The sequence below is a fragment of the Mycolicibacterium smegmatis genome, from assembly GCF_001457595.1.
GTDB lineage: Bacteria > Actinomycetota > Actinomycetes > Mycobacteriales > Mycobacteriaceae > Mycobacterium > Mycobacterium smegmatis.
Genome location: NZ_LN831039.1, coordinates 16,749 through 43,279, shown reverse-complemented (window position 1 = coordinate 43,279; position 26,531 = coordinate 16,749). Strand labels below are relative to the sequence as shown.

The 26,531-nt window shown below is 69.8% G+C and carries 4 protein-coding genes; all 4 read right to left on the bottom strand.

From position 1 onward, the window contains the following. Positions 1-43: 43 nt before the first annotated feature. The 4 genes from AT701_RS00100 to AT701_RS00085 are packed head-to-tail and all read right to left on the bottom strand — an operon-like array spanning position 44 to position 26,381. On the bottom strand, positions 44-22,615 hold the full coding sequence (locus AT701_RS00100; protein ID WP_058124877.1) for a non-ribosomal peptide synthetase: 22,572 nt from the start codon (positions 22,613-22,615) through the stop codon (positions 44-46). Positions 22,616-22,648: 33 nt separating this feature from the next. Next, positions 22,649-24,418 (bottom strand): ABC transporter ATP-binding protein, encoded by a 1,770-nt coding sequence (locus AT701_RS00095; protein WP_058124876.1) that lies wholly within the window; start codon positions 24,416-24,418, stop codon positions 22,649-22,651. Beyond that, positions 24,415-26,142 carry an ABC transporter ATP-binding protein gene (locus tag AT701_RS00090; protein ID WP_058124875.1) on the bottom strand — a complete coding sequence of 576 codons (1,728 nt, stop codon included), beginning with the start codon at positions 26,140-26,142 and terminating at the stop codon, positions 24,415-24,417. The genes AT701_RS00095 and AT701_RS00090 overlap by 4 nt, the downstream gene beginning before the upstream one ends. 2 nt (positions 26,143-26,144) lie before the next feature. Beyond that, a complete protein-coding gene (locus tag AT701_RS00085) occupies positions 26,145-26,381 on the bottom strand; it encodes an MbtH family protein (protein ID WP_014876641.1) in 237 nt (78 codons plus the stop codon). Positions 26,382-26,531: the final 150 nt, after the last annotated feature.

The following is a 26,531-nucleotide window of genomic DNA, read 5'->3' as shown; positions in this document are numbered from 1 at the left end:
GCCCCGCCGCACGCCGCGGCGGGGCACCGCTGTCTTCCGGCCACTATCCAGAAGCCACATCACCGCCCCGCAACTCCGCGGCGATGAGCGGACCCAGCCGCTCGAGCACCTCGGCATCCATCAACTCGGAGTGCCTGCAGTCGAGTTCGGCGACCTTGAGCCGGCCGCCCACGTGATCGTGCCAACCGCGGGAGGCCACGCCTGCCAGATCCATCTCCAGGATCGTCGCGTCGACGAAGAACACGTCGCCGTCGTAGCGGCCGTAATCGGCGTCCGCGGTCAATCTCTCGGCGGCGACGTAGTTCTCGATCACGAGGGCGATCTGCTCGTCGTCGAGCACCGTGATCGCGTCGTCGGTGTCGCGCACCAGGGCCACCGCGTCGGCCACGGTCATGCGTGCCTGCGGGTCCACACCGAAGCCCATCTCACGCAGCAGACCCGCCAGCACGGCCTCGGGGTCGAACCCGGCGTTCGGATCCGCGGTGTCGGTGCGCGCGTCGAGCATGCCGACGAACGTCACCTCACGCCCGCGACGTGACAGCTCCTGCGCGATCAGCAACGCCATGGAACCGCCGAATGACCACCCGAGCAACCGGACCGGGCCCGACGGCGCGACCGCGACGATGGTGTCGGCGTACCGCGCTGTGAGCTCGGCGATCGATTCTGGCAACGGTGTCCCCGTGAACAGGGGGGACTGCAGGCCGTATATCGGGATCTGGCGTGGCAGATGGCGTTTGAGGCCCGCGAATTGCCAGCTCAGCCCGCTGGCAGGGTGCACACAGAACAGCGGAGCATCGGTACCCGATGCCCGGAACGGCAGCACCGGCGCGAGGCTGTCCACCGATGAACCTGCGGCGTCGAGACGCTGGTCGATATCGGCCACCGTCGGCGACACCATCAGATCGGCGACCGGGACGTCGACGGAGAACTCGCGGCGCAGCGCCGCTGCCAGGCGCACCAGCAGCAGAGAATGTCCGCCGAGGACGAAGAAGTCGTCGTCGATGCCGGTCACCTCGAGCCCGAGCACGTCGGAGAACAGTTCGCACAACCGGTGCTGTCGCTCGGTGGTGGGCGCTCGACCCGGCACGCCCGCGGTGGCTCCGGCGAATTCGGGTAGTGCCCTGCGGTCGAGCTTTCCGCTCGGGGTGAGCGGGAACTCCGTCAGCGCGACGAAGCCCGACGGCACCATGTGCGACGGCAGGGCGGCCGCGGCGTGCTCGCGCAGTTCGTCGCGTAATTCACCGGCGGAGGCCTCGACGCCTGCGGGCACGTAGTAGGCCATGAGCCGTCCGCCACGGGCGATCACCCGCACCGAGGACACGGCCGGATGGGTTGCCAGGACGGTCTCGATCTCGCCCGGCTCGATCCGGACCCCGCGCAGCTTGATCTGATCATCGGAGCGGCCGAGGTACTCCAGCTGCCCGTCGGCGCGCCACCGCACCACGTCGCCCGTGCGGTACATCCGCGCACCCTGATCGAACGGGGATGCGACGAACCGTGCCGCGGTGAGCGCACCGCGGTGCAGATATCCGTCGGCCAGTTGGATTCCGGCGAGGTACAACTCGCCGGGCGCCCCGGCCGGCACCGGGTTCAGGTAGTCGTCGAGCACGTACGCCCGCACGTTCCACCCCGGCACACCCAACGCGACCGGTCCGCCGTCGGCGGTCCAGCCCAGGACGTCCACGGCCGCCTCGGTGGGCCCGTACAGGTTGTGCAGCGGCACGCCGGGGAACGCCTCGGCGAACCGCGCCGCGAGTTCGGTCGTCAGCGCCTCGCCGCCGACGGTCACCCGGGTCAGGGACGCGCACGTGCCGGCGACCTCGTCCAGGAACACCTCGAGCATCGACGGTACGAAATCGACTGCGGTGACGCACTGTTCGGCGATCATGGCCGCCAGGTACGCGGGTTCGCGATGACCACCGGGGCGTGCGACGACGAGTGTCGCGCCGACACTCAGCGGCCAGAACACCTCCCACACCGAGGTGTCGAAGCTGATCGGCGTCTTGACCAGCATGCGGTCGTCCGTACCCAGCGGGTAGGCGTGCTGCAAGCACGCGATCCGGTTGACGATGCCGGCATGGGCAACTGCGACGCCTTTGGGCCGGCCCGTCGAACCCGACGTGTAGAGCACATACGCCCAGGCCGCCGGGTCGATGCGCGGCAGCTCGCCGTCCGGTTCACCGCGGCTGCGCCGCACGGCATCTGGATCGTCGAGCACCGTGATCGGTCGGGCGTCGGACACCATGTACTCGAGCCGCTCTCGCGGATACTCGGGATCCAGCGGCAGGAATGCCGCGCCGGATTTCGCCACGGCCACCAGTGCGACGACGAGTTCGACCGACCGGGGCAGCGACACCCCCACCACGGTGCCCGGTGCCGCGCCTCGCGCGGACAGATGAGCCGCCAGCCGATCCGACCAGCCGTCGAGGTCGCGGTAGCTGAGCTCAGACTCCTCGTAACGCAGCGCGGTGGCGTGCGGCGTGCTCGTGGCCTGCCGGGACACCAGGGCACCCAGTGTGATCGGCTCGAGCGGATGCTCGGTGGCGTTGTGTTCGACGACGAGCGTGTCGTGCTCACCGGGTGCGAGCAGGTCGAGGGCACCGATGCGCGTCTCGGCATCGGCCACCACATGGTCCAGCAGCGCCACGAGGCGGCGGGCGAGCGTGTGCACTGTCGACGCGTCGAACAGGTCGGCCGCGTATTCGGCCGTGATGCTCGCGGATTCGTCGCCGCCGTGGTCGACCAGGGTGAAGCCGAGATCGAACATCGCCGCGGACACCGCGGGTTCGGTCCACTCGGTGGGCAGGCCGAACATGTCGGAGTCCGTCCCGGAGCGCAGGTGGTAGCCGACGAACAGGTTGAAAAGCGGGTTGCGCCCCGCCACGCGTGGGGGATTGAGTTCCTCCACGAGGTGGTCGAACGGCAGATCCTGGTGCGCGAACGCCGCCAGATCGGCCGTCCGGACGCGGTCGAGCAGCTCGGTGAACGTCGGGTTGCCCGCGAGGTCGGCCCGCAACACCACGGTGTTGACGAACAGTCCGACCACGTCGTCGAGCGCGGCGTCATCGCGGCCGGCCACCGGCGTGCCGACCACGATGTCGTCACCCGCACCGAGCCGATGGATCAGCACCGCGACAGCCGCGTGCAGCACCATGAGCATGCTGACCTGCTTGTCGGCGGCCAATCTTCGCAGCGCGGAGGCGGTTTCGGCCGTGATCTCGACGTCGAGGGTGCCACCCGCACCGGTGGGCCGCGCGGGCCGAGGCCGGTCGGCGGGCAACGCCAACTCGTCGGGCGCCCCGGCCAGTGCGGTACGCCAGAACTCACGCTGCCGGTCACCGAGTTGGGCGAGCACGTCGCGCTGCCACAGGGTGTGATCGGCGTACTGCACAACCGGTTCGGGTAGCGGTGCAGCCGTGCCTGCGCGGTGTGCCGCGTAGGCCGCGTCGAGATCGGCCAGGAACACCGCGTCTGACCATTCGTCGATCGCGATGTGGTGCAGCAGCATGACGACGGTGTGGTCCTCGGGTCCGCTGCGCAGAACATCCACCCGTAACGGGATTTCGCCCGTGAGGTCGAAGCGGTGTTCGACGAGGGCGTCGGCCCGTGTGGCGAGTTCGTGCTCGGGGCAGTCGCTCACGTGCAGCGGGGGTTGCGTGCCTCGCGGCAGGATCCGTTGGTGGTACACGCCGTCGCGGTCGTCGAACACCGTGCGCAGGGCCTCGTGCCGGTCGACGACAGCGGTCAGCGCGTCACGCAGCGCGTCGACGTCCAGCGCACCGCGCACGCGGAACACGAGCGGATAGTTGTACGCCGACCCGGTCTCGCCGAGACGATCGAGCATCAGCATGCGCCGCTGTGCGGGTGAGGCCGGGATGTGTTGTGGCCGCGGACCGGCCACGAGTCGGGGGCGTCGGTTGTCGCCTTCGTCTGCCGTGACGTGCCGGGCGAGTGCTGCGACGGTCCTCGAGTTGAACACGTCGCCGAGGGTCAGCTCGGCACCGAGCTCGGAACGGATCCGGCTGATGAGCCGGATGGTGAGCAGGGAGTGTCCGCCGAGGTCGAAGAAGTCGTCGTCGACGCTCAGCCCGTCGGGCCCGTCGAGTCCGAGGACCTCGGCGAACACCGTGCACAATGTCACCTCGACCGCACCCTGCGGTGCCCGGCCCGCGCCGTGGCGGCCGATGGGTGCGACGTCGGGCAGCGCACGAGTGTCGAGTTTCCCGTTGTCGGTCAGCGGGATCTCGGTGAGCGTGGCCATCGCGGTGGGCACCATGTACGCCGGGAGGGTGGCGGTGAGATGCATGCGCAGATCGTCGAGCACATCAGGGTTCTCGGTCGTCGGGACGACATAGGCCACGAGCCGTGACGAACCCGCGGTGTCCGGGCGCGCGATCACCGCGGCCTGTGAGACGCCGGGGTGGGACACCAGCGCGGCCTCGATGTCGCCGAGTTCGACGCGGTAGCCGCGGATCTTGACCTGGTCGTCGGTGCGGCCGAGGAAGTCGATGTTGTCGTCCGCGCGGCGCACCACCAGGTCGCCCGTGCGGTACATGCGGCCGGGCTCGAACGGGTTGGCGACGAATCGGCTTGCGGTGAGCCCTGGTTGCCCCAGGTATCCGCGGGCCAGGCCCGCGCCGGCGATGTAGAGCTCACCGGGCACGCCGTCGGGAACCGGCCGCAGCCAGTTGTCGAGGATGTGGGCTCTGGTGTTCCAGATCGGCGTTCCGACGGTGGGTGTGGCGCTGTCGTCGGTGCCGCCGCCGAGGGTGTTGATGGTGTACTCGGTCGGACCGTACAGGTTGTAGCCGTACCAGCGTTCGCTGTCGCGCAGACGGTTCCACACGGTTGTCGACACGGCCTCACCACCGAGCAGCACCAGCACGGGCGGGTGGCCGGCCTGCTCGAGCAGGCCCTCCTCGAACAGCAGCGCGGCGTAGGTGGGCGTGACGTTGATGACGTCGATGCGGTGGTCGTGGCAGTACCGCACCAGCGAGGTGGCGTCGCGGCGCAGCACCTCGTCGCAGATGTGCACCTCGTGACCCTCGATGAGCCACAACAGTTCTTCCCACGACATGTCGAACGAGAACGAGACGGTGTGGGCGATCTTGAGGCGGCGTCCGTGGGCCCGGGCGATCGTGGGCGCGAAGATCGCCTCGCGGTGGTTGAGGTGCATGTTGGTCAGCCCGCGGTGCGGCGTGACAACGCCTTTGGGCTTTCCGGTCGACCCGGAGGTGTAGATGACGTAGGCGGGTTGGTCGGGGTGCGGGGAGTAGCCGTCCCAGTCCGACCGGGCGCGCGCCAGTTCGTCACATGTGTCGGGTGCGTCGAGGACCGTCAGGGGTGCCGACGCCACCCGTGCGATCCGTTGTGCGGTGGCCCCGGTGACCAGCACGCGCACCGGTTCGGCGTCGCCGAGCATGACTGCGAGGCGCTCGTCCGGGTAGTCCAGCTCCAGCGGCAGGTACGCCGCGCCGGCCCGCAACACCGCGAACAACGCCACCACGGCATCGATCGAGCGTGGAACAGCGAGTGCGACAGTGTCTTCTGGCCCGATTCCGCGGCTGCGCAACACCCACGCCAGCCGGTTGACCCGTGCGAGAAGCTCGGCGTAGTCGACAAATTCGCCGCCACACACCAGGGCCGTGAGGTCGCCGGACTGCACGGCCCGCTCGGCGAGCAGGTCCAGCACCGAGGCGTGCGGTAGATCGTGCTCGGTGGCCGCGTCGCGCGTGCGCTTGTGGTCGGCTTCGGCGGGCAGCGGGAGGGTCAGCGCGGCCGAGGGCCGTTCGACCCCGGTGCCGACCTGGAGCAGTACCTGCCGCAGCCGGTCCAGCAATCCCTGGGCACGGTCACGTTCGACGACGTCGGGCCGGTATTCGAGTTTCATCCACAGGCGCCGGCCGGGGGACGCGACCCACGTGAGTGGATAGTGCGACGCGTCGATCGAATCGTGGCCGACGATGCCGTACTGGGCCTCCATGTCGGTGAACGTGTCGTCGTCGAGGAAGTTCTGCAGCACGTACAGGCTGTCGAACAGAGGTCCGCCGCCGGTCGACACGGCCCGCTGGATGTCGCCGAGCCCCAGGTACTCGTGGTCCATGAGTCGCAGCCGGTCGGACTGCACGGCCCGCATGGTGTCGGCCACGGTGCGGTGCGGTGCGAGGCGGACCCGGGTGGGCACGGTGTTGAGGAACAGCCCGATCACCGAGTCGATACCGTCGAGGTCGGTGGGCCGGCCGGCCACTGTGGAACCGAAAACCACGTCGTCCCTGCCGGTTTCGTAGGCGAGCACCATGGCCAGCGCGGTGCTGATCAGCGCGTTGAGCGTGACGCCGGCCGATCGCGCCGCCGCGGTCAGTGCCGCGGTGTCGGCCTCGCTGAGCAGGAACTCCAGGCGCAGCGCGAGCGTCGGGTCGGTGCCCACGGCGTCGGGTACCAGAAGCGTCGGTGCCTCGAGATCGCGCAACGCCTCGGACCATTCGCGTGCCGACACGTCGCGGTCCTGCCGGGCCAGCCACCGCAGGTAGTCGGTGAAATCGGCGGTCGGCGCGGGCAGTTGGGCGACCGCCCCGCCCCGTGCGGCGGTGTACTCGGCGAACAACTCGCGCAGCAGTTGTTCGCGCGACCAGCCGTCGAGCAGCAGGAAGTGGTAGCTGAAGATCAACCGGTCGCGGTCGGGGGTACGCAGCACCGTCATCCGTGCGAGCGGCGCCGCGGCCAGGTCGAAGGTCTGCTGGCGATCGTCTGCGGTGATCTCCTCGACCCGTCGCTCGACCTGGGTGGCGGGTAGCCCGCCGAGATCGACGACGCGCGGCTCACACACGGGGTCGGCGACGATGGCGGCGACCGGCTGGGGCAGGTCATCGGCCCAGAATGCCGAACGCAGCACGGGATTTCGGGCCATCACCGCCGAGTAGGCCGTCCGCAACGCCGTGGTGTCGACGGGTTCGGCGAAGTCGAAGACGTTCTGCACGATGTACACCGCGGCCGTGGCGTACCGGGCCTGCAGATAGACACCTTCCTGCAGCGGCGACAGCGGCCAGATAGTCTCGACGTTTCCGGGCACCGCGCCGGTGACCCGGTCGATGTGTTCCTGCGTGAGCGTCACCAAGGGCAGGTCCGACGGTGTCAGCGCCGCATCACCACCTGTGGCGAGGCTGCCGAGTTCACGCAGCGCCGCGACCCACAGCTCGCCCAGTTCGGCGACCGAGGGCTCGTCCAGTTCACCGTCGGCGTAGGTCAACGTGGCCCGCAGTCGCGGACCGTCGACGGTGTCGTCACAGATCGCGTTGACCTCCACCAGATACGGCGTGCCGAGGTCGGGGTTGGGCTCGGTGCGCAGGGCATCGACCTCGGGCGCCGAGGCCCAGTCGTCGCAGGCGTCGGCGGCCCACCGCCCGAGGTAGTTGAACAGCAGTTGCGGCGTGCCCAGTCGCGCGAGCACCGCGGACGTGCGTGGGTTGCAGTACCGCAGCTGGCCGAAACCGAGTCCACCGTCAGGTGCCGCGCGCAGGCTCTCCTTGACCGCCTTGAGCGTGTTCAGAAGATCCTCGCCCGGTGCGGGGAGGCGCACCGGCGCGATCGACGTGAACCAGCCGACGGTGCGTGACAGGTCCACGTCGTCGGGCCATCCGTCGCGGCCGTGGCGCTCCAGGGATAGCACCAGCGGCGCGTCGGCTGCCTCGCCACGGGCCGCTCGCCAACGGCTGACCGCCAGATGCAGTGCCGCGACGAGGGTCTCGGTGACATCGGCGTTGGCCGCGGCCGGAACCGTCGTGAGCAGCGGCGCGGTGTCCTCGGTGCTCAGCCGGATCTCGTGGTCGCGGGTCGCCCCGACCGTGAGGGTGACGACGTCGGCCGTCGCGACGAGTTCACCGCCCGGTGCCAGCACCTCGGTCCAGTGCTCGAATTCCGTGAGACGCGACGAGTGCTGCGCGTTCTCGTTGACGGTGCGGGCATACTGCCGCAGCGACGTGGTCACCGGCGCCGGCGCGACGCGTTGACCGGAGAGCGCCTGGCGGTAGGCCTCGGCGAGGTCGTCCAGAAGGATGCGCCATGACACGCCGTCGACCGCGAGGTGGTGCACCACGAGCAGCAGACGTCCCTGCGTGTCGGTGCCGCGGTCGAACCAGACGGCGACCACGACGACGCCGTTCTCGGGGTCCAGTCGATCGGCCGCGGCGTCGGATTCTGTGGCGATCACGGTGCGCAGTTGCTCGTCGTCGAACCCGTGCGCGTCTATCCGCGTGATCGAAACCGGTGCCGCGGCGGTGGTTTCGAGGGACCACAGCATGGGCGCGGGCCGGTGCAGCCGGATCCGCAAAGCGTCGTGGCGTGCGATGACGGCGTTGATCGCGGTCTCGAGCCGGGCGACGGTGGCACCGGCCGGGGTGCGCAGCAGTTCGGATTGGTTGAACCGGGTGACCGTGCCGCCGAGTTCGGCGAGGCGCTGCACGATCGGTGTCAGCATCACCTCGCCGAGGTCGGGTCCGGCATCCTCGTCGGGGGTGGCGTCGGGGGCGGCGACGCTTCCGGTGTCGAGCACCGACGCCAGCGCCGCGGGGGTGCGGTGGACGAACACCTGTTGAGGTGTGATCCGCACACCCTCGCGCCGCGCGCGGTTCACGAGTTGGATCGCGATGATGCTGTCGCCGCCCGCGGTGAAGAAGTCATCCTCCACACCGACTGTGGTGCCGAGGATCTCGGTGCACAGACCCGCGAGCAGGGACGCGGTGCCGGTGCCGGCAACGGGCGCGGGCGCCTGCTCGACGGGTTCGGGATCGGGCAGCGCGGCGCGGTCGAGTTTTCCGTTGACGGTCAGCGGCAGGACGTCGAGCCTCAGCAGCACCGAGGGCACCATGTAGTCGGGGAGTCGTTCGGCGAGTGTGCTTCGCAGCGCGCCGATGTCCAGAGCATCGCCCACGACGTACCCGATGAGGCGAGCGCGGCCGGTGTCGTCGTGGCGAACGTCGGCCGCGGCGTTGGTGACGCCGGGCAGGGTGACCAGCGCGGCCTCGACCTCACCGAGTTCGATGCGATATCCGCGCACCTTGACCTGCGCGTCGGAGCGGCCCAGGTAGACCAGTTCGCCTGCGTCGGTCCACATGGCGAGATCGCCGCTGCGGTAGAGCCGCTCACCGGCGCCGTCGAACGGGTTGGCGACGAAGCGGGTGGCGGTCAGACCTGGTCGGCCCGTGTAGCCGCGCGCCACCTGCCCGCCTGCGATGTACATCTCGCCGACCACCCCGGCGGGGACCGGCTGAAGGTTGTTGTCCAGCAAGTGGATCCGCAGGCCAGGAAGCGGCCCGCCGATCACGCTGCCCGCGGCGCCCGTGTCGGCTGTGTCGAGCGCACGGTGGGACACATGGACGCACGTCTCGGTGATGCCGTACATGTTGACCAGCCGGGGCGAGTGTGATTCGTGGTTGGCGTACCACGGTGCGAGGCGGCGCACGTCCAGCGCCTCCCCACCGAAGATCACATACCGCAGGGCGAGTTGGCGGCGCAGGCGCGCGTCGGCTTCGAGCAGTGGATAGAACGCCGAAGGGGTCTGGTTGAGCACCGTGACGCGCTCGCGTGCAAGCAGGTCGACGAAGCGTTCCGGATCCCGCGCCACGTCGTGTTCGACGACCACCAGGCGACCGCCGTGCAGGAGCGGTCCCCACAGTTCCCACACCGAGAAGTCGAACGCCGCGGAGTGGAACATGGTCCACACGTCGTCGGGGCCGAAGTCGTACAGTCCGGACGTGGTGCCTGCGAACAGCGCAGCGACGTTGCGGTGGGTGACCTCGACGCCTTTGGGCACGCCGGTGGATCCCGACGTGTAGATCACGTAGGCCGCGTGATCGGGGGAAACCGTGGGTGCCTGCGGACGTGCCGGGTTCTGCGCGGCCTCGGCCAGGATCACGTGCGGCACACCGGTGAACCGTTCGGCGGTGTCGGTGAGCAGGCACACCGGGGCCGAGTCGGCCAGGATGTGCTGCACCCTGGCCGCCGGCGCACCGATGTCGATCGGCACATACGTACCGCCTGCCTTGATCACGGCCAGCACGGCGACGATCAGGTCCGCCGACCTCGGCAGGGCAATCGCGACGCGGGATTCGGCGCCGACGCCGCGTTCGGCGAGGGTGGCCGCGACCGCGGCGGCGCGGTCATCGAGTTCGCGGTAGGTGAGCCGGGTGTCGCCGCAGCTCACGGCGACCGCGTCCGGGTACGTCGCGGCGACCTCGGCGAAGGACGCGCCCAGCGTGCGGCCCGGGCCGGGGCGGCTCGCGTGGCCGGCCGTGAACTGCCGTTCGGCGTTGGTGCGCAGGTCGATTCGGCTGACCGGCAGATCGGGAGTCTCGGCGAACGCGGTGAGGATGCGTTCGACACGTTCGGCGTACCGCTCCGCCTGTTCCGGTGTGACGACGCCGGCGTCGTACTTGATCTCGACGGTGAGCTGGTCGTCGGCGTAGGCGACGAACGACACCGGATAGTGCGGTGAGTCGGTTCCCGTGAATCCGCGGAACGCCACGGCCCGCGGGTCGGTGTGTTCCGCGGACGACGTCGAGGGGAAATTCTCGACGATGACCATGGTGTCGAAGAATTCGCGGACCCCGGCCAGACGCGCGAGCTCGGCGAGGCCCATTTGCTGGGCGTCGAGCAGGGCGCTCTGCTGGTCCTGCAGGTCAATCAGCGCGGATGCGAGGGTCGCGTGCGGCTCCCACGACATCGGCACCGGGATGGTGTTGATGAGCAGGCCCACAATCGATTCGGTGCCCGCGAGGTCGCCCCCGCGGCCCGACACCGTGGACCCGAACACCACGCGATTGCGGCCCAGCAGCCTGCCGAGCATCAGGCCCCACGCACCGTGCAGAACGGTGCCGACCGTGACGCCGTGCACGCGCGCGGCCCGCCCCACGGCCGCGGTGCGAGCGGAATCGAGTCTCCGCACGACGCTGCGGTGTTCACCGACCGGGGCGCCGTCGGGCCGCGGCACAAGAGCGGTCGGTTCGGCGCCGGCCAAGGCCTGCTCCCATGCCTGCCGTGCCGCGCCCCGGTCGCGGTCGGTGACGGTCTCGATGTGGTCGCGAAGCGTCACCGTGATCGACTGCGGTGCGGACCCCACGCCGATCGCGGCGTTGTAGTGGTCGACGATGTCGCCGAACAGCACCGGGTAGGACCAGCCGTCGGCGATGATGTGGTGCATCGTCTGAACCAGCCGGTGGTCGTCGTCGCCCAGACGCACCAGCGTGTAGCGCACCAGCGGCGCCTCGGCCAGGTTGAACGGCCGCGCGAGCTCCTCTGCGGCAATGCTTTCCAGATCATCCGTGTCGACCACGGTGAGCTGAACCGGGACGTCGGACCAGATCACCTGCGCCACCCGGCCGTCGGTGAGTTCGTTAAAGCTCGCACGCAACGCCTGGTGGCGGCGCATCACGACGGTGAGACTGGTACGCAGCACCTCGGGATCCACCGGGCCGGACAGTTGGGCGATCTGCTGCACGCGGTAGGTGTCGGTCGCAGGATCCCCGAACATGCTGTGGAAGTACATACCCTCCTGCAGCGGCAGCAGGGGCAGCACCTCCTCGACCTCGCCGAGTCGATCCCAGCCGTCGATGTCGTCCTGGCTGACGGTCACCAGGCCGAAGTCCGACGGGGTGTGGCCCCGCAGGGCATCACAACGGGTCAGCGCGACAAGCACATCGGCCCACATCGAGCCGAGTTCGGCGACGTCGTCGGCGTCGAGCAGCCCACCGGGCCAGGCCAGCGTCATGCTGAGCACCGTGCCGTCGGGCCGCTCCTCGGCCAGGGCGTTGATCTCGAGTGGCATGGCCGGGTTGCTCGGATCCACGCCCTCGGTGAGCGCGCCGATTCCCGCGACCGGTCGCCAGTCGTTGCCGCTGCCGCCGGTGAAGCGGCCGAGGTAGTTGAACAGGATCTGCGGCGGGGTGCCGTCCAGCGCGCCGTGGAGGTGACGCAGGACGCCGTAGCCGAGCCCGCGGTTGGGTACCGCGCGCAGTTGTTCTTTGACGGCCTTGGCCGCTGCGGCGAGTTCCGCGCCTGCCGACCGCACTGTGTCCCATTCGAGGGGGCCCGGGTCGATGCGCACCGGATAGATGGAGGTGAACCAGCCGACGGTTCGTGAAAGGTCCAGATCGGCTGCCACCAGGTCGGATTCGCGGCCGTGGCGCTCCAGGCTGATCACGGTGGCGGTGTTCTGTGAGTGGCCCCGGTCGGCACGCCACTGTCCCAGCGCCACCGCCAGTCCGGTGAGCAGCACGTCGTTGACACCGCCGTGCATCGCGGCGGGCACCGAGGTCAGCAGGGCCGCGGTGACATCGGACGGCAGGGTGACCTCGTGACTGCGCACGGTGTCCGCGGTGTCGATCGCCGGATCCGGCGGGCGGCTGCCCAGATCCGGATCCGGCGTGGCCAGCACATCGGCCCAGTACTCGCGCTCGTCGTCGAATGTGCGCTGTGCCAGTGCGTTCGCCCACGTGTGAAACGACGTCGGCACGGCGTCGGCCGCCACGTCGCGTCCTGCGGCCAGGTCGTTCCACGCGCGCGAAAGATCCTCGGACAGGATGCGCCACGACACGCCGTCGATCACCAGGTGGTGGATCACGAGCAGCAGTTGCCCGCTCGCCTCCGGGGCGTCGAACCACACCGCGCGTACCATGTTGCCCGCCCGAGGGTCGAGTTCGGCTGCCGCCGCGGCTTTCTCGGCCTCGACACAGTCGCTGGTCAGCGCACCCGACCGGACGGTGAGCCCGATCGCCGCGGTCTGATCGGGAACGGTCAGGGTCCAGCCCGTCGCGGTGGTCACCAGGCGCGCACGCAGCATCGCGTGGGCGTCGACCACGGTCTGCAGCACGCGTTGCACCTCGTGCGCGGTGATCCCGGCCGGCGTGGCCAGCACCATGGCCTGGTAGAAGTTGGTCAGCGGCGTGTTCGCCTGTGCGGTCTCGGCGAGCATGGGGGTCGCGGTGATGGCCCCGGTCCCGGTGTCGGGACCGGACTCCGGGGTCTGCGTGGTGTCGGCACTTGCCGCGAGCGCGGCAATGGTGCGGCGCCGGAACACGTCTCGCGGCGTGATGTTGAGCCCGGCCTTGCGGGCGCGTCCGCACACCGAGATCGATGAGATGCTGTCACCGCCGAGGGTGAAGAAGTCGTCGTCCACGCCGATGCCGTCGATGCCGAGCACCGAGGCCACGATCTCGAGCAGGGTGGCCTCGCGGTCGGTGCGCGGTGTCCGGCCGGTGCCACTGGTCGCGGCGACGGGTTCGGGCAGTGCCGCGACGTCGAGTTTGCCGTTGATGGTCAGCGGCAACGAGTCGACGATGCCGTAGCGCGTCGGCACCATGTAACCCGGCAGCACGCGCGCCAGGTGGTCGCGGAGTCCCGTGATGAACGCGGCGTCCTCGGCAGGCCGCCGGTCCGGGATGACGTAGGCCGCGAGGGTTTTCACGGGCGGATTGGCCCCGGTCGCGCGCGCCACGACCGCGCAGCGTGCGACGCCGTCGGCCGTCGTGAGGACGGATTCGATCTCGCCGAGCTCGACGCGGTAGCCGCGGATCTTCACCTGGTCGTCGACGCGGCCGAGGTAGTCGAGGAGTTCGGCGCTGCCGGGGCGACGGCGGACGAGGTCCCCGGTGCGGTACATGCGCCCACCGGGCACATACGGGTCGGCGACCATGGTGGCCGCGGTCAGACCCGCACGGCGGTGGTATCCGCGCGCCAGGCCGGTGCCTGCGATGTAGAGTTCGCCGACCGCGCCGTCGGGCACGGGTCGCAATGCCGCGTCGAGGATGTAGCCGCGGGTGTTCCAGATCGGTTGTCCGACAGTCGGAGTTTCGCTGTCGTCGGTGCCGCCGCCCAGGGCGTTGATGGTGTACTCGGTGGGTCCGTACAGGTTGTATCCGGCCGAGTCGGGGTGATCGCGCAGCGCCGACCACACGCCGTCACCGACGGCTTCGCCGCCGAGCAGTACGAGCGGCGGGGTGTGGGCGCCGTCGTCGAGGAGACCGGCGTCGAACAGGTGGTGGGCATACGTCGGCGTGACGTTGATGACGTCGATGCGGTGCCGGTGGCAGTACGCGACCAGTGCCGGTGCGTCCCGGCGCAACTCCTCGTCGCACACATGCACCTGGTGTCCTTCGACCAGCCAGAACAACTCTTCCCACGACATGTCGAACGAGAACGACACGGTGTGGGCGATGCGCAACTGTTCTGCCGAACCGGCCCGGGCCACGGTGGGTGCGAAGATCGCCTCGCGGTGGTTGAAGTACATGTTGGTCAGGCCCGCGTACCCGGTGAGCACACCCTTCGGGCGTCCCGTGGAACCGGACGTGTAGATCAGATACGCCGGGTGGTTCAGGCGCGTGCTGCCGGACGCGAAAGCCCCGAGTTCGCCTGCGGTCAGCGCGTACGCGGGCGTATCGGCGAGTGTGGCAGCGGTTTCCGCGTCGTCGAGCGCGATGACATCGGCTCCACGGGCTCGTGCGTGCCCGATCAGTTCCGTGCGGTCGGTCGTCGTGACGAGCAGCACGGGTTCGGCGTCGTCGATGATCGTGCGGAGGCGGTCGATGGGGAGGTCCAGCTCGAGCGGCAGATAGGCCGCACCTGCGCGCAGCACCGCGAACAGCGCGACCACCATGTCGATCGATCGAGGCAGTGCGAGCGCGACGAACGTCTCGGGCGCCGCGCCTCGTGCGCGCAGATGGCGCGCGAATTGCGAGACGCGGTCGTCGAATTCGCGGTAGGTCACCGACTGCGCGCCGAACACCAGCGCGACGTCGTCGGGATTCTGTTCGGCACGCCGCGCGAGGAGTTCGGCGATCGTGACCGGCTCGAGCGGTCGTTCGGTCGACGACCACCTGCGCTCCAGTTGTGCACGCCGGTCCGCGCCGATCAGGTCGACCGCGCCCACGGCGGTATCGGGTTCCGCGGCGATGGTCCGCAGCACCGTGACGAGCTGTTCGACCATCTCGGTGGCCCTGGCGTCGTCGACCACGCGGTGCTCGAGCTTGATCGCGAGTTCGCGGCCCGGGGTGAGCACCCAGGTGAGCGGGAAGTGCGTGGTGTCGTGGTAGTTGACGTCGATGATGCCGTGGCGGGATTCGAGGTCGGTGAAAGTGTCGTCGTCGAGGAAGTTCTGCAGCACCAGCAGCGAGTCGAACAGCGCGCTGCCGGAATCACCTGCGGCGCGCTGGATCTGGCCCAGGCCCAGGTGGTCGTGCCGCATCATCGCCACACGTTGTTCACCGATGGAGGCCATCGCGGCCGCGACCGAACGGGTGGGGGACATGTCGACCCGCACCGGCACGGTGTTGAGGAACAGGCCGATGGTCTCGTCGATCCCGACGAGGTGGCCGGGGCGCCCGGCGACGGTGGTCCCGATCACGACGTCGGTGGTGCCGGCGTGATAGCCGGTCACCAGCGCGACGGCCGCGGTCACCACGGAGTTGAGCGTCGCGCCGTGCGCGGTGGCGCACGTGTGCAGTTGCGTGGTGACGTCCTCGGGCACCCTCACGACGATCCTGCCGGGTTCGGTGCCGGGCCGCGCGTCGGGGTGATCGGGTGACACGCCGCTCGCCAGCGTCGGCTCGGTCAGACCCGCGAGCAGGTCACGCCATGCGTCTGTGGCGCCCGAGGCCTGCGGGTCGCCGTCGGTCGCGAGCCACTGCAGGTGGCGCACCACCAGGTCGCCGTGCGGTGCGATCGCGCCGTGCTGCGCGTCGGAGTCGTAGAGCGCGAACAGGTCTCGCAGCACCAGTTCGCGCGACCAGCCGTCGAACAGCAGGAAGTGATAGGTGAACAGCATCCGGTCACGTCCGCCCGGTAGCCGGATCACGGTGAGCCGTAGCAGCGGGGGCGTCGCGACGTCGAAGGGCGCGGTGCGGTCGGTGTCGACGATGTGCTGCGCGGCGGCCGGGTCGTCCTGGTCGGTGAGGTCGACGACCGTGAGGTCCGACGGAGGGTCGGTCACCACGACCTGCACGACGGGTGTGGCGTCGGGGGCCGGTTCGGGTTCGGCGTGCTCGACGGTGCGGAACCCGGCCCGCAGTTGCGGGTGACGGCGCAACAGCGCGGTGAATGCTCGCCGCATGGCGTCGACGTCGATGCGGCGGTCGAACTCGAAGACGTTCTGCGCGATGTACGTCGGGCCCGCGTCGGCGAGCGTGCTCTGGTAGTACACGCCGAGCTGCAGCGGCGACATGGCCCAGATGTCCTCGACCGGACCGCTTTCCCGGATCCGATCGATGGTCTGCGGCGACAGCCGCACGGTGCCGAACGGTTCGATCGCCGCGTCGTGCGCGAGGGGTTCGACGGTGTCGACCAGGGCCGCCACGCCCGCGGCGGTACGGCCACGGAAGACGTCTTCGGTCGCGATGTGGTACCCGGCGCGGGCCAGCCGGCTGGTGACCCGGATCGCCGAGATGCTGTCACCGCCGACGGCGAAGAAGTCGTCGTCGGCGCCGAGCGTGTCGCGGGCCAGTACACCGGTCATCACATCGAGCACGGCCCGTTGGACGTCGTTGGTGGGCGCTGTGTCCGTGCTTTCACCGGGGACCAGAAGCGATCGCAGCGCGGTGTTGTCCCGTTTGCCACTGGGCAGCAGCGGGATCGCGTCCACCGGTCGCAGGCTCGACGGGACCAGGTGCCCGGGCAGTTCGGCGCTCACCGCGGTGAGCAGATCACCGGCGCCGGGGGCGTCGGACTCCAGCACCACGAACGCGGCGAGTTGCGTTCCCGTGCCGATCACGGCGGCTTCCCGGACACCGGGTTGCCGTGCCAGCACGCTCTCGATCTCGCCGGGTTCGACACGGTGGCCGTTGATCTTGAGCTGATCGTCGGCGCGGCCCGCGAACACGACGCGACCGTCGGGCAGCAACGCGCCGAGGTCACCCGTGCGGTACATCCGCTCACCGCCGGGCGCCGCGACGAACCGTGTCGCGGTCTGCCCGGGCCGGCCCAGGTAACCGCGCGCCAATTGCCCACCCGTGACGTAGATCTCGCCGATCACCCCGGCGGGAAGCTGCCGCAGCCGGCTGTCGAGGATCCGGATGCCTGCCCCCGGCACGGCCGCGCCGAGCGTGATGCCCGCGTCATCCTGCACACCGGCGAGCACATCCCCGGCCACCTCGGAGGATCCGTATGAGTTCACGATCTCGGCGGTGGGGCAAGCCGTCCGCAGTGCGTGCAGATGCCGAGGCTCCAGGGCCTCACCGCTGACGATCCAACGGTTCAGCTCGGCAACATCTTCGGTGCGTTCGTCGGCGAGCACCGCGGCCAGTGACGGTACGGCGAGCAGCTGTTCGACGCCGTGCGCGGCCACGAGTTGCGCGAGGCGCCTGCCGTCGCGAGCGGTCTCATCGCCTGCCAGCACCGTGCGCGCGCCTGCCGCGAGACCGGCGAGCAGTTCGGTGGTGCCGTCGATGAACGACAGCGAGCTCTTCGCGATGCGCGTCGCGGCGGGCCAGGCCTCGACCGCCCACGCGAGGCGGTTGGCCAGCGCCGCGTGTGTGCCGACCACGGCCTTGGGTTCACCCGTTGAACCCGAGGTGTAGAGCACCGAAACCGCGTCGGCGCCGTCCACCGGCACCGGCGTGAAGGGCACGGCGGCGTGTGTTGCCGTGGTCGAGACGACGATCGTGTCCGCAGGCAGGGCCCCGGACACCACGTGCGCTCCCACACCGTCGGCGATCACCGCGGTGGGGCGCGCATGGCGCAGCATGTACTCGATACGGGTCCGCGGATAGGCGAGGTCGACCGGGAGATACGCCGCGCCCGCGGCGATGATCGCCCAGATCGCGGCCACCAGGTCCGCCGAACGAGCGGTCGCGAGCGCCACGATGTCGCCGCGGCGCACACCCGCCTCGGCCAGCGCTGCGGCGAGTTCACCTGCGCGGGCGCCGAGTTGGCCGTAGGTCCACTCGGTCTCGCCGACCACCAGGGCGATATCGTCGCGGTGCTCCGCGATCGCGGCCGCGATCAGATCTGTGACGGTCTGCGGCGCCTGCGTCGGTGGGGCGGTCGCCTGCGGTGCGGGCAGCGCGATGTCGCCGGGGGACACCCCGGGATCGGCTGTGAGCGCCGTCAACACCTCGGTGAACGCGGCGACCGCGGTGTCGGCCAGCACGTCGGAGACGTGCTCGCGGTCGTTGGTGACGGTCACCGTGATGGTGTCGCGCACGCTGATCATGAGCGTCAGCGGGTAATGCGGAGCCTCGATCACGCCGATGTCACCCAATGTCAGGTCGCCGCGCGTATGCGTTGTCGCGCCGAGGTTCTCGATCACGACGAGCGTGTCGAACAGTTCGCCGACCCCCGCGAGGCGGTGCGCCTCGGTCAGCGGCAGGTGATGGTGTTCGAGCAGCGTGGATTCCACGGCAGCGAGGCGCCCCGCGACATCGGCGCCGGTGTCGTCGGCGCTCCAGGCCACGCGCACCGGGACGGTGTTGACCAGCAGGCCGACCATCGACTCGATGCCGTGCACATCTGCGCCACGACCCGAGACCACAGTGCCGAACACGACGTCGTCGCGTCCGGTGAGCCGCCCCAGTGCGAGCCCCCATGCGGTGTGCAGCAGGGTGCCGACGGTGACCGCAGCACCGTTGGCGGCGTCGGCGACCGCGCTGCGGGACTGCAGGGTCACGGTGCGGGTGCCGAAACCGGAGCCGGTTGTACGGCCACGGGCGCCGTCAGCGGCGGCCAGGCGCGTGGGTTCGGTGATGTCCTCGAGCGCAGGCGCCCAGGCCGCACGGTCGGCGTCGGTGTCGCGCTGCTCGAGCCAGTCGACAAAGCGTGCGAATTCCGGTGCGGGACCGTCGAAATCGTCACCTGCGTAGGCCGTGAGCAGATCGTCCAGCACGATGGGCACCGACCACCCGTCGGCGACGATGTGGTGCACGGTCTGGATCATGGTGTGCAGGTCGTCGCGGCGGCGGACCAGCGTGTAACGGGTCAGCGGCGCGGCGGCCAGGTCGAAGCGGCGCTCACGCTCCCACCGGGCACGTTGCGCGACCACAGTCGACGGATCGGCGGCGTGGCGGGCGTCGAGGACGTCGAAGTCGGGTGCGACCGTCGCGGCGTGCACCGCGACCGGGGTGCCGTCGGACAGCGTCGTGAACACGGCCCCAAGCGCACGGTGGCGCGCGGCCACGGATTCGGTTGCGCGCTGGAAGCGTTCGGTGTCCAGCGGGCCGGTGATGTCGACGATCTGCTGCACCACGTAGGGGTCGCGGTCGCGGCTGAAGGTCGAGTGGAAATAGATGCCCTGCTGCGTCGGCGTGAGCGGCAGGAGGTCGGTGAGACCGGGGTAGCGGCGTTCGAGTTCGGCGACGTCGTCCGCCGTGACGCTGACGCGGTCGAAGTCCGATGCACTGTGCCCTCGCACGTCGTCGCTCGAGGCGATCGCGGTGAGCAGGTCCGTCCACATGCCGGCCAGCGTGCGCACGTCGACCTCCGCGACGGCGTGGGCGGGCCAACTGAACGTCGCGCGGAGCACGGAGCCGTCAGCGGTGGTGACGGCCTCCGCGTTGACCTCGAGCAGACGCGGCAGCGGCATGCCCGGATCGCGGTCCTCGAGCACCGCGGTGGTGTCGTTCGCGAGAGCCCATGGCCGGTCGGCGGTGCCGAAGCGGCCCAGGTAGTTGAACAGCACCTGCGGCGCGGCCTCGAGACCGCTGGTGCCGTCACGCAGGTAGCGCAGTGCACCGTAGCTGAACCCGTGCGACGGCACCGACCGAAGCTGATCCTTGACCGAGCGCACCGCCGCACCCAGCTGAGGCCCGCCGGAGACGGCTGCCTGCCAGTCGAATTCGGCGTCGCGCAGGGCGACCGGGTACAGCGTGGTGAACCAGCCGACGGTGTTCGACAGGTCGAGGCCTGCCGTGTCCGAGTCGACGAGGTGGCCCTCGCGGCCGTGGCCTTCCATCTCGACCAGCAGGGTGTCGGCACCCACGCCGCGCGTGTGCAGCCACCGGCGCAGCGCCAGGTACAGCGCCGCGACCAGGGCGTCGTTGACGTGGCCGTGGATCCGGTCGGGCACGGTGGTGAGGATCGCGTCGGTGACCGCGGACGGCAGCTCGACGGTCAGCCGGGATTCGGTGGCGACGGTATCGATCGCGGGGTCCAATGCCCGGTCGCCCCACGGCGTCTCGGTTGTCGCGCACACCTGCTGCCAGTGCTCGAGATCGGCGTCGAATCCACCGGCGGCCGCGGTATCGGCGAGGCGCTGTGCCCAGGCCCGCCACGAGGTGTGCGGCGTGGGCAGTTCGACGGCCCGGCCTTCTGCGATCAGCCCGTAGGCGGTGGCGATGTCCTCGGCGAGAATCCGCAGCGAGACGCCGTCGATCACGGTGTGGTCGGCGATCACCACGAGACGGCCGGGCGCGGCCGGGCGCCGGATCCAGCCGAATGCGATCCTGGCGGTGTCGAGCAGGGACACCAGTTGCCGTGCAACCTTTTCGGCCTGCGCAGGGATTCCGTCGGAAGCATCGGCGATCAGCAGCCGGGTCTCGGGCGGCGTACCGGGGATGTCGATGTCCGACGCGGTGCGTCCGGGCGGAGCCCACAGAACGTGGTGGCGCCGCACGGTGGCCGCGATCGCCGCGCGCAGTGTGTTCTCGTCGGCATCGGCCGGTGTCACGAGCGACATGCCCTGGTGGAATCCGTTCAGCACGGATCCCGCGGTGCCGACCTCGTCGAGCCACCGCAGGATGGGCGTGGGTGTGGCAGCGCCGGTGGGGTCGACGGCCGGACCGGTGTCCCGGACATCGGAGTCGCCGAGCAGGGGCGCCAGTGCCTCGACCGTGCGGTGGGCGAACATGTCGCGCGGTCGCAGGGTGTAGCCCGCGGCGCGCAGCCGGCTCACGACGCGGATCGCGACGATGCTGTCGCCACCGAGGGCGAAGAAGTCCTCGTCGACGCCGACCGCGTCGATGTCGAGCGCGTCGGCGAAGACCTGGCACAGCACGGTCTCGCGCGGTGTGCGGGGCGGCTTGACGGTGCCGCTGCGCTCGAGATCTGGCGCGGGAAGCGCCCGTCGGTCGGTTTTGCCGTTGGCGGTCAGAGGAACCCGCTCGAGGGCCACGAAGGCCTTGGGCACCATGTACTCCGGCAGGCGGGTGCGTGCCCAGTCGGCGACCTCCGCGTGCCACGCCGCGTCGTTGCGCACGCCGTCGGCGGCCACCAGGTAGCCCACCAGCACATCCGCACCGCCCTGGCGGTGCACGTCCACGACCGCGTGCCGCACGGCGGGGTGGTCGGCCAGTTGCGACTCGATCTCCTCGAGTTCGACGCGCCTGCCACCGATCTTGACCTGGTTGTCGGCGCGACCCAGGAATTCCAGGCTGCCGTCCTCGGTCCACCGCGCCAGATCGCCTGTGCGGTACATGCGGGATCCGTTGCCGTCGAACGGGTTCGCGACGAAGCGGGACGCGGTCAGTGACGGTGCGTTGACGTAGCCACGGCCCAGCAGGAATCCGGCTGCGTACAGTTCACCACCGACGCCGGGTGGCACGGGCTGCAGGTACTCGTCGAGCACGTAGAGCTGCGTGTGCGGATTGGGGCGGCCGATCGAGGTCGCGATGCGTTCTGCGGTGTCGCGGTAGATCACGTGCGAGACGCCGATGGTGGCCTCGGCCGGGCCGTAGCCGTGGTAAAGCGTCGTGGTCAGCTGTTTGCGGAACCGCGCGAACAGACCGGGTGTGAGAACCTCACCGCCGCACCACACATGGCGCAGCGACGCCAGTGAGCTCGGCGCGCCGTCGGCGGTCGCGAGCCGGTCGAGCTCGAGCAACGTGTCGAGCATGGACGACACCAGGTACACGAACGTCACCTGTTCGGTGCGGATCAGCTCGAGCAGGTACTCGGGATCCTTCTCGCCGTCGGGGACCGCGACCACCACGCGTCCGCCACTGACGAGCGGCAACAGGATCTCGTTGACCGAAATGTCGAAGGACAAGGGCGCCTTGAACAGTGACGCGTCGGTGTGGTCGTGCTTGCCGAAGTGCAGGATGTGATCGCGCTGCCACTGCAACCGCTCGGCGATCGCGTCGTGGCGGATCATCGCGCCCTTGGGCTTGCCCGTCGAGCCCGAGGTGAAGATCACGTACGCCAGTTGGGCCGGATGCACGTCGGCCTGCGGCAACACGGGCGACTCGGCCGTGAACTGCCAGGCGCCGAGGTCGACCCGCAATCCCGGCACGCCCCAATCGGATTCGTCTTCGCGGGTGATGAACGTCGCGACCGCGCCGGAGTCGGCGAGGACCTGGCGGCGTCGGTGCGCGGGCCACGAGGGATCGAGGGGTACGAACGCGACACCGGCCATCATCGCGGCGAGCACGCACACGACCATCTCGGCCGACCGCGGGACACCGATCGCCACGATCGGTTCGGGGCCCTCCCCGGCCGCGACGCGCACGGCGTGCGCGAGTTGCGCGACGTGGGTCTCGAGGTGGCGGTAGGTGAGCCGCCGTTCGCCGTCGACCACGGCCACCTCGTCCGGCGTCAGCGCGCACTGGGCGGCGAACAGCGTCGGGACGGTCGATGTGTGCTCCGGCGTGGAGTGGTTGTTCCACAGCTCCAGAAGCTCTGCGATGTCCAGCGAATCCGCGGTCACGTGCGAGCGTCCTCCATGTGCTTCTCGTGATGTCTAGTTGTGCCTGATCCAGGCCTGCCACAGCCGCGCGTAGCGACCGCCGAGGGCGATCAACTCTGCGTGCGTGCCGTTTTCGACGATGCGGCCGTCGGCCATGACGGCGACCTGATCGGCTTGCGCGGCCTGCGTGAGCCGGTGTGCGACGATCAGCGTGGTCCGGCCCGCGGTGGCGGCCGAGGCGGCGTCCTCCAGTTCGGCGGCGTGTGCACTGCCGGCCTCGGCGGTCGCCTCGTCCAGAACGACCACCTCGGGGTCGGCGAGCACCAGGCGGGCCATCGCGACGTGTTGTGCCTGCGCGGCGGTCAACTCGTGGCCGTGCTCGCCGACGACCGTGTCCAGGCCGTCGTCGAGCGCCCGCACCCAGGTGCTCGCGCCCACCGTCTCCAGCGCGGTCCACACGTCGTCGACGGAGGCCTGCGGTGCCACGAGCCGCAGGTCGTCGATGAGCGGCCCGGAGAAGACGTGGACTTCCTGCGTGATCGTGGCAACCCAGCGGCGCAGGTCGGCGATCTCGGTTACGGGGACGCCACCGATGCGCGCATGTCCCGACGTCGGGGTGAGCAGGCCCGCGACGATCGCGGCGAGTGTCGTCTTGCCCGCGCCTGTGGTGCCGACCAGAGCACACCTGGTGCCGGCCGGTACGTGCAGCGAGACACCGTGCAGCACCTCAGGTCCCGTGCCGTAGCCGAACGACACGTTCTCGACGGAGATGTCGGCACCGTGGGGCCTCGCCGGCGCAGTTCGCCGTGCGTCCGGGCCGGGGGCGTCCAGGTCGATGACCCCGACCAGGCGCGCCAGGCTTGCCGATGCCGACTGGATCTCGTCGAAGTTGTACATCAGTTCGCCGACGGGGTTGAACAACCGGTGGAACATCAGCGCGGCCGCGGTGACCTGGCCGACGGTGGTCTCACCGGAGCGCACCAGCAGAAATCCGACGACCAAAGTGGCGGCCAGGCCGATGAATTCGGCACGGTTGACGCGGCCCACCAGACGTGTGAAGAACGTGAACACCGCGATCGAGATGTCGCGCGCCCGGCCTGAGGCGCGGTCGATGTCGGCGAGGTGCCGGTCGTGGATCTCGTAGGCGTCGATGGTCCGCGCACCCTGGATCGACTCGACCGTGACCTGCGCGCGGTTGGCGATCGCGATCCGTTCGTCGGCGTACATCGGGGCCGATCGTGGCAGATACCAGTGCAGTCCGGCGATGTAGGCCGGGATGGCCAGCGCGCCCGCGAGACCCAGGCGCCAGTCGAGGGTTGTCATCCCGACCAGCGTCACGACGCCGAGGAAGAAACCGTTGAGGATCACCGGTAACACCTGCGCGACCGTGCGGGCCACCACGGCCACATCCGGACCGACCCGAGACAGCAGGTCGCCGCGTCCGCTCTCCTCGATGAGCGTGGCCGGCAGGTTGAGTGCGCGCTCGAGCACTCGCTCACGCAGATCGGCGAGCATCTGCTCACCGAGACGGGAGGTCAGGTAGGTCGACAATCCGGTGCCCAGGCCACCCGCGACGGCAGCCAGCGCGATCACCGTGCCGAGTGCCACGAGACCGCGTGTGCCGTCGCCGTGTTCGACGCGGTCGACGAGCATGCCGAGCAGATAGATGGGCACCACCGAGGCCGCTGCCGCCGCGAGCCCCACGGTCACGACCGCGGCCAGCGCAGTGCGCCGACCACGCAGATCGGCGATCAGCCAGGCACCCGAGCGTCGGGCGGTCGCCACCGGCAGAACCGGAGGCGTGACGGGTTCGTCGGAGATCATCGGGTCACCAGATCCCGGTAGTCGGAGTGGGCGTCGACCAGATCGCGGTGTGTGCCTTCGCTGTCCAGACGCCCGTCGATGACGAGCAGCACCCGGTCGGCCGCGGCGAGCAAGGCCGGACTGCTGGTGAGGACCACCGTTGTGCGTCCCGCGCGCGTGCGCAGCCGGCGTATGCCGTCGGCGATGACCTGCTCGGTGACGGTGTCGATCGCGGTGGTCGGATCGTGCAGCACCAGGACGGCCGGATCGGCCAGCAGCGCACGGGCCAGGGTCCAGCGTTGGCGTTGTCCTCCGGACAGGCTCGCACCGCGCTCCACGACGGCATGGGCGAGACCGTCGGGGTGCAGGTCGACGACGTCGACGGCGCACGACGCCTGTAGTGCGTCGTCGACGGAGACCCGTCCGCGCCGCGGATCGGTTCCTGTGACATTCAGATTGGTTTCCAGCGTCCCGCTGAACAACGAGCTGAGGTGGTGTTCGACGAGCAGGTGTTCGCGGCGCTCTTTCAGCGGGATCTGGTCGAGGCGCCGGCCACCGACCAGCACCGTGCCTTTGTCCTCGGCTCGCTGATATCCGGAGAGCAGATCGATGAGTGCGCCGGCATCGCGGACGTCGCTCGTGAGTACCGCGACGAATTCGCCTGGCTCGACGTCGAACGACAGGTTTTTCAGACCCGCGTGTGTTGCGTTGCGGACCGACAGGCGGGCCGCGGCGTCGCGGGGGTCCGCCGCGAAGACGGGGGAGTGGCGGGTCGGGGCGCTCAGGACGCGAGCGACGCGGTTGGCCGACGCCCGGGCCTCGGCGACCCAACTCGGCACGACCGCCAGCAGCGAGAACGGTTCGATGAGGAACTGGGCGAGGCCGATCACGGTGATCAACTGGCCCACCGTCATCGAACCGCGGATCGCGAAGTAGGCCGCGACCACGGCCACCGCCATCGCGGCGAGTGCCCCGGCCGCCGCCGCAGCGCCCGAGTGGATGCTCTGGATGCGCGCGGCACGCAACGTCGCGGTCAGCGCGCGACGGCTCGCGACACGGTAGCGCGCGGCCGCGTTGGCCTGCGCGCCGATTCCCTGCAACGGCCGCTGTCCGCTGATGAGGTCGGTGGCCAGGGCCGTCGCGCGGCCGATCTCGGCCTGTTGGTCCTCGACCCGGCGCGCGATCATCGGAGCCGTCAATTGCAGGCCGAACACCACGACTGGCACACCGATCAGGACCATCAGCCCCAGCGGTAGATGGATGCTCAGCAACACCGCGCCGCACACCACGGTGCCCACCACGGCGCCTACGATCCGCGGCACGTAGTCCAGCAGGTAGGAGACCTCGTCGGCGTCGTCCGACGAGATCGACAGTAGTTCACCGACTTTGTAGTCGGTCTCGATACCCAGCGGGTCGAGGATCTTGGCGCTCGACTCCACCCGCAAGAGGTGCGATTCCCGCGCGATGGCGAACATCAGCAGCCGGGCGCCGAATCGGTAGACCACGGTCAACACCACGAAAAGTGCGGCGAGGACGGCGATCCAGCGAATGATCGCTTCGACGCTGCCGGTCGCGACCGCGCGGTCGACGATGATGCCGATCAGAACCGGTACCGACACCTCGCACAGCTGGTGCAGGGCGATGAGTGTCGTACCGGACGTGAGCCACTTGAGATTTCGGCTCACGGTGCGCCGAAGTACGCGAACCCCGGTCCAGGACAGGTCGGTTCGCGTGGTGTCGGCCATGCTCACGCCAATGTGGCCGTATTGTCGGTGGCTTCGCGCAGCGACCGCGGACGCAGATCGTTCCAGTTCTCGTCGACAAAGCGCAGGGCACTGCCACGATCAGCGCCGCCGGCGCCGCCGAACGCGACCGTCCAGCCTGCGGGAACGCCGGCGAACACGGGCCACAGCGAATGTTGGCCCTCGTCGTTGACCAGGACCACGAAGCGGCCGTCGGTGTCGTCAAAAGGATTGGTGGACAAACGTTTCCTTCCCCCGAGATTTTCGGCCACCGTAATGCCGCAACGCGGGCCGTGGTGGTCTTCCCCCTGGCTGTCGACTACCGTGCGGAGCACTGGACGTCTCGTAAGCCAACCGGCATGCTATCAAAGGTAAGGCTTACCAATGTGGGG

What these genes read in the sequence shown, in the direction of transcription:
- AT701_RS00090 (WP_058124875.1), bottom strand. Translation starts at nt 26,142, where the DNA reads ATGGCCGACACCACGCGAACCGACCTGTCCTGGACCGGGGTTCGCGTA.
- AT701_RS00095 (WP_058124876.1), bottom strand. Translation starts at nt 24,418, where the DNA reads ATGATCTCCGACGAACCCGTCACGCCTCCGGTTCTGCCGGTGGCGACC.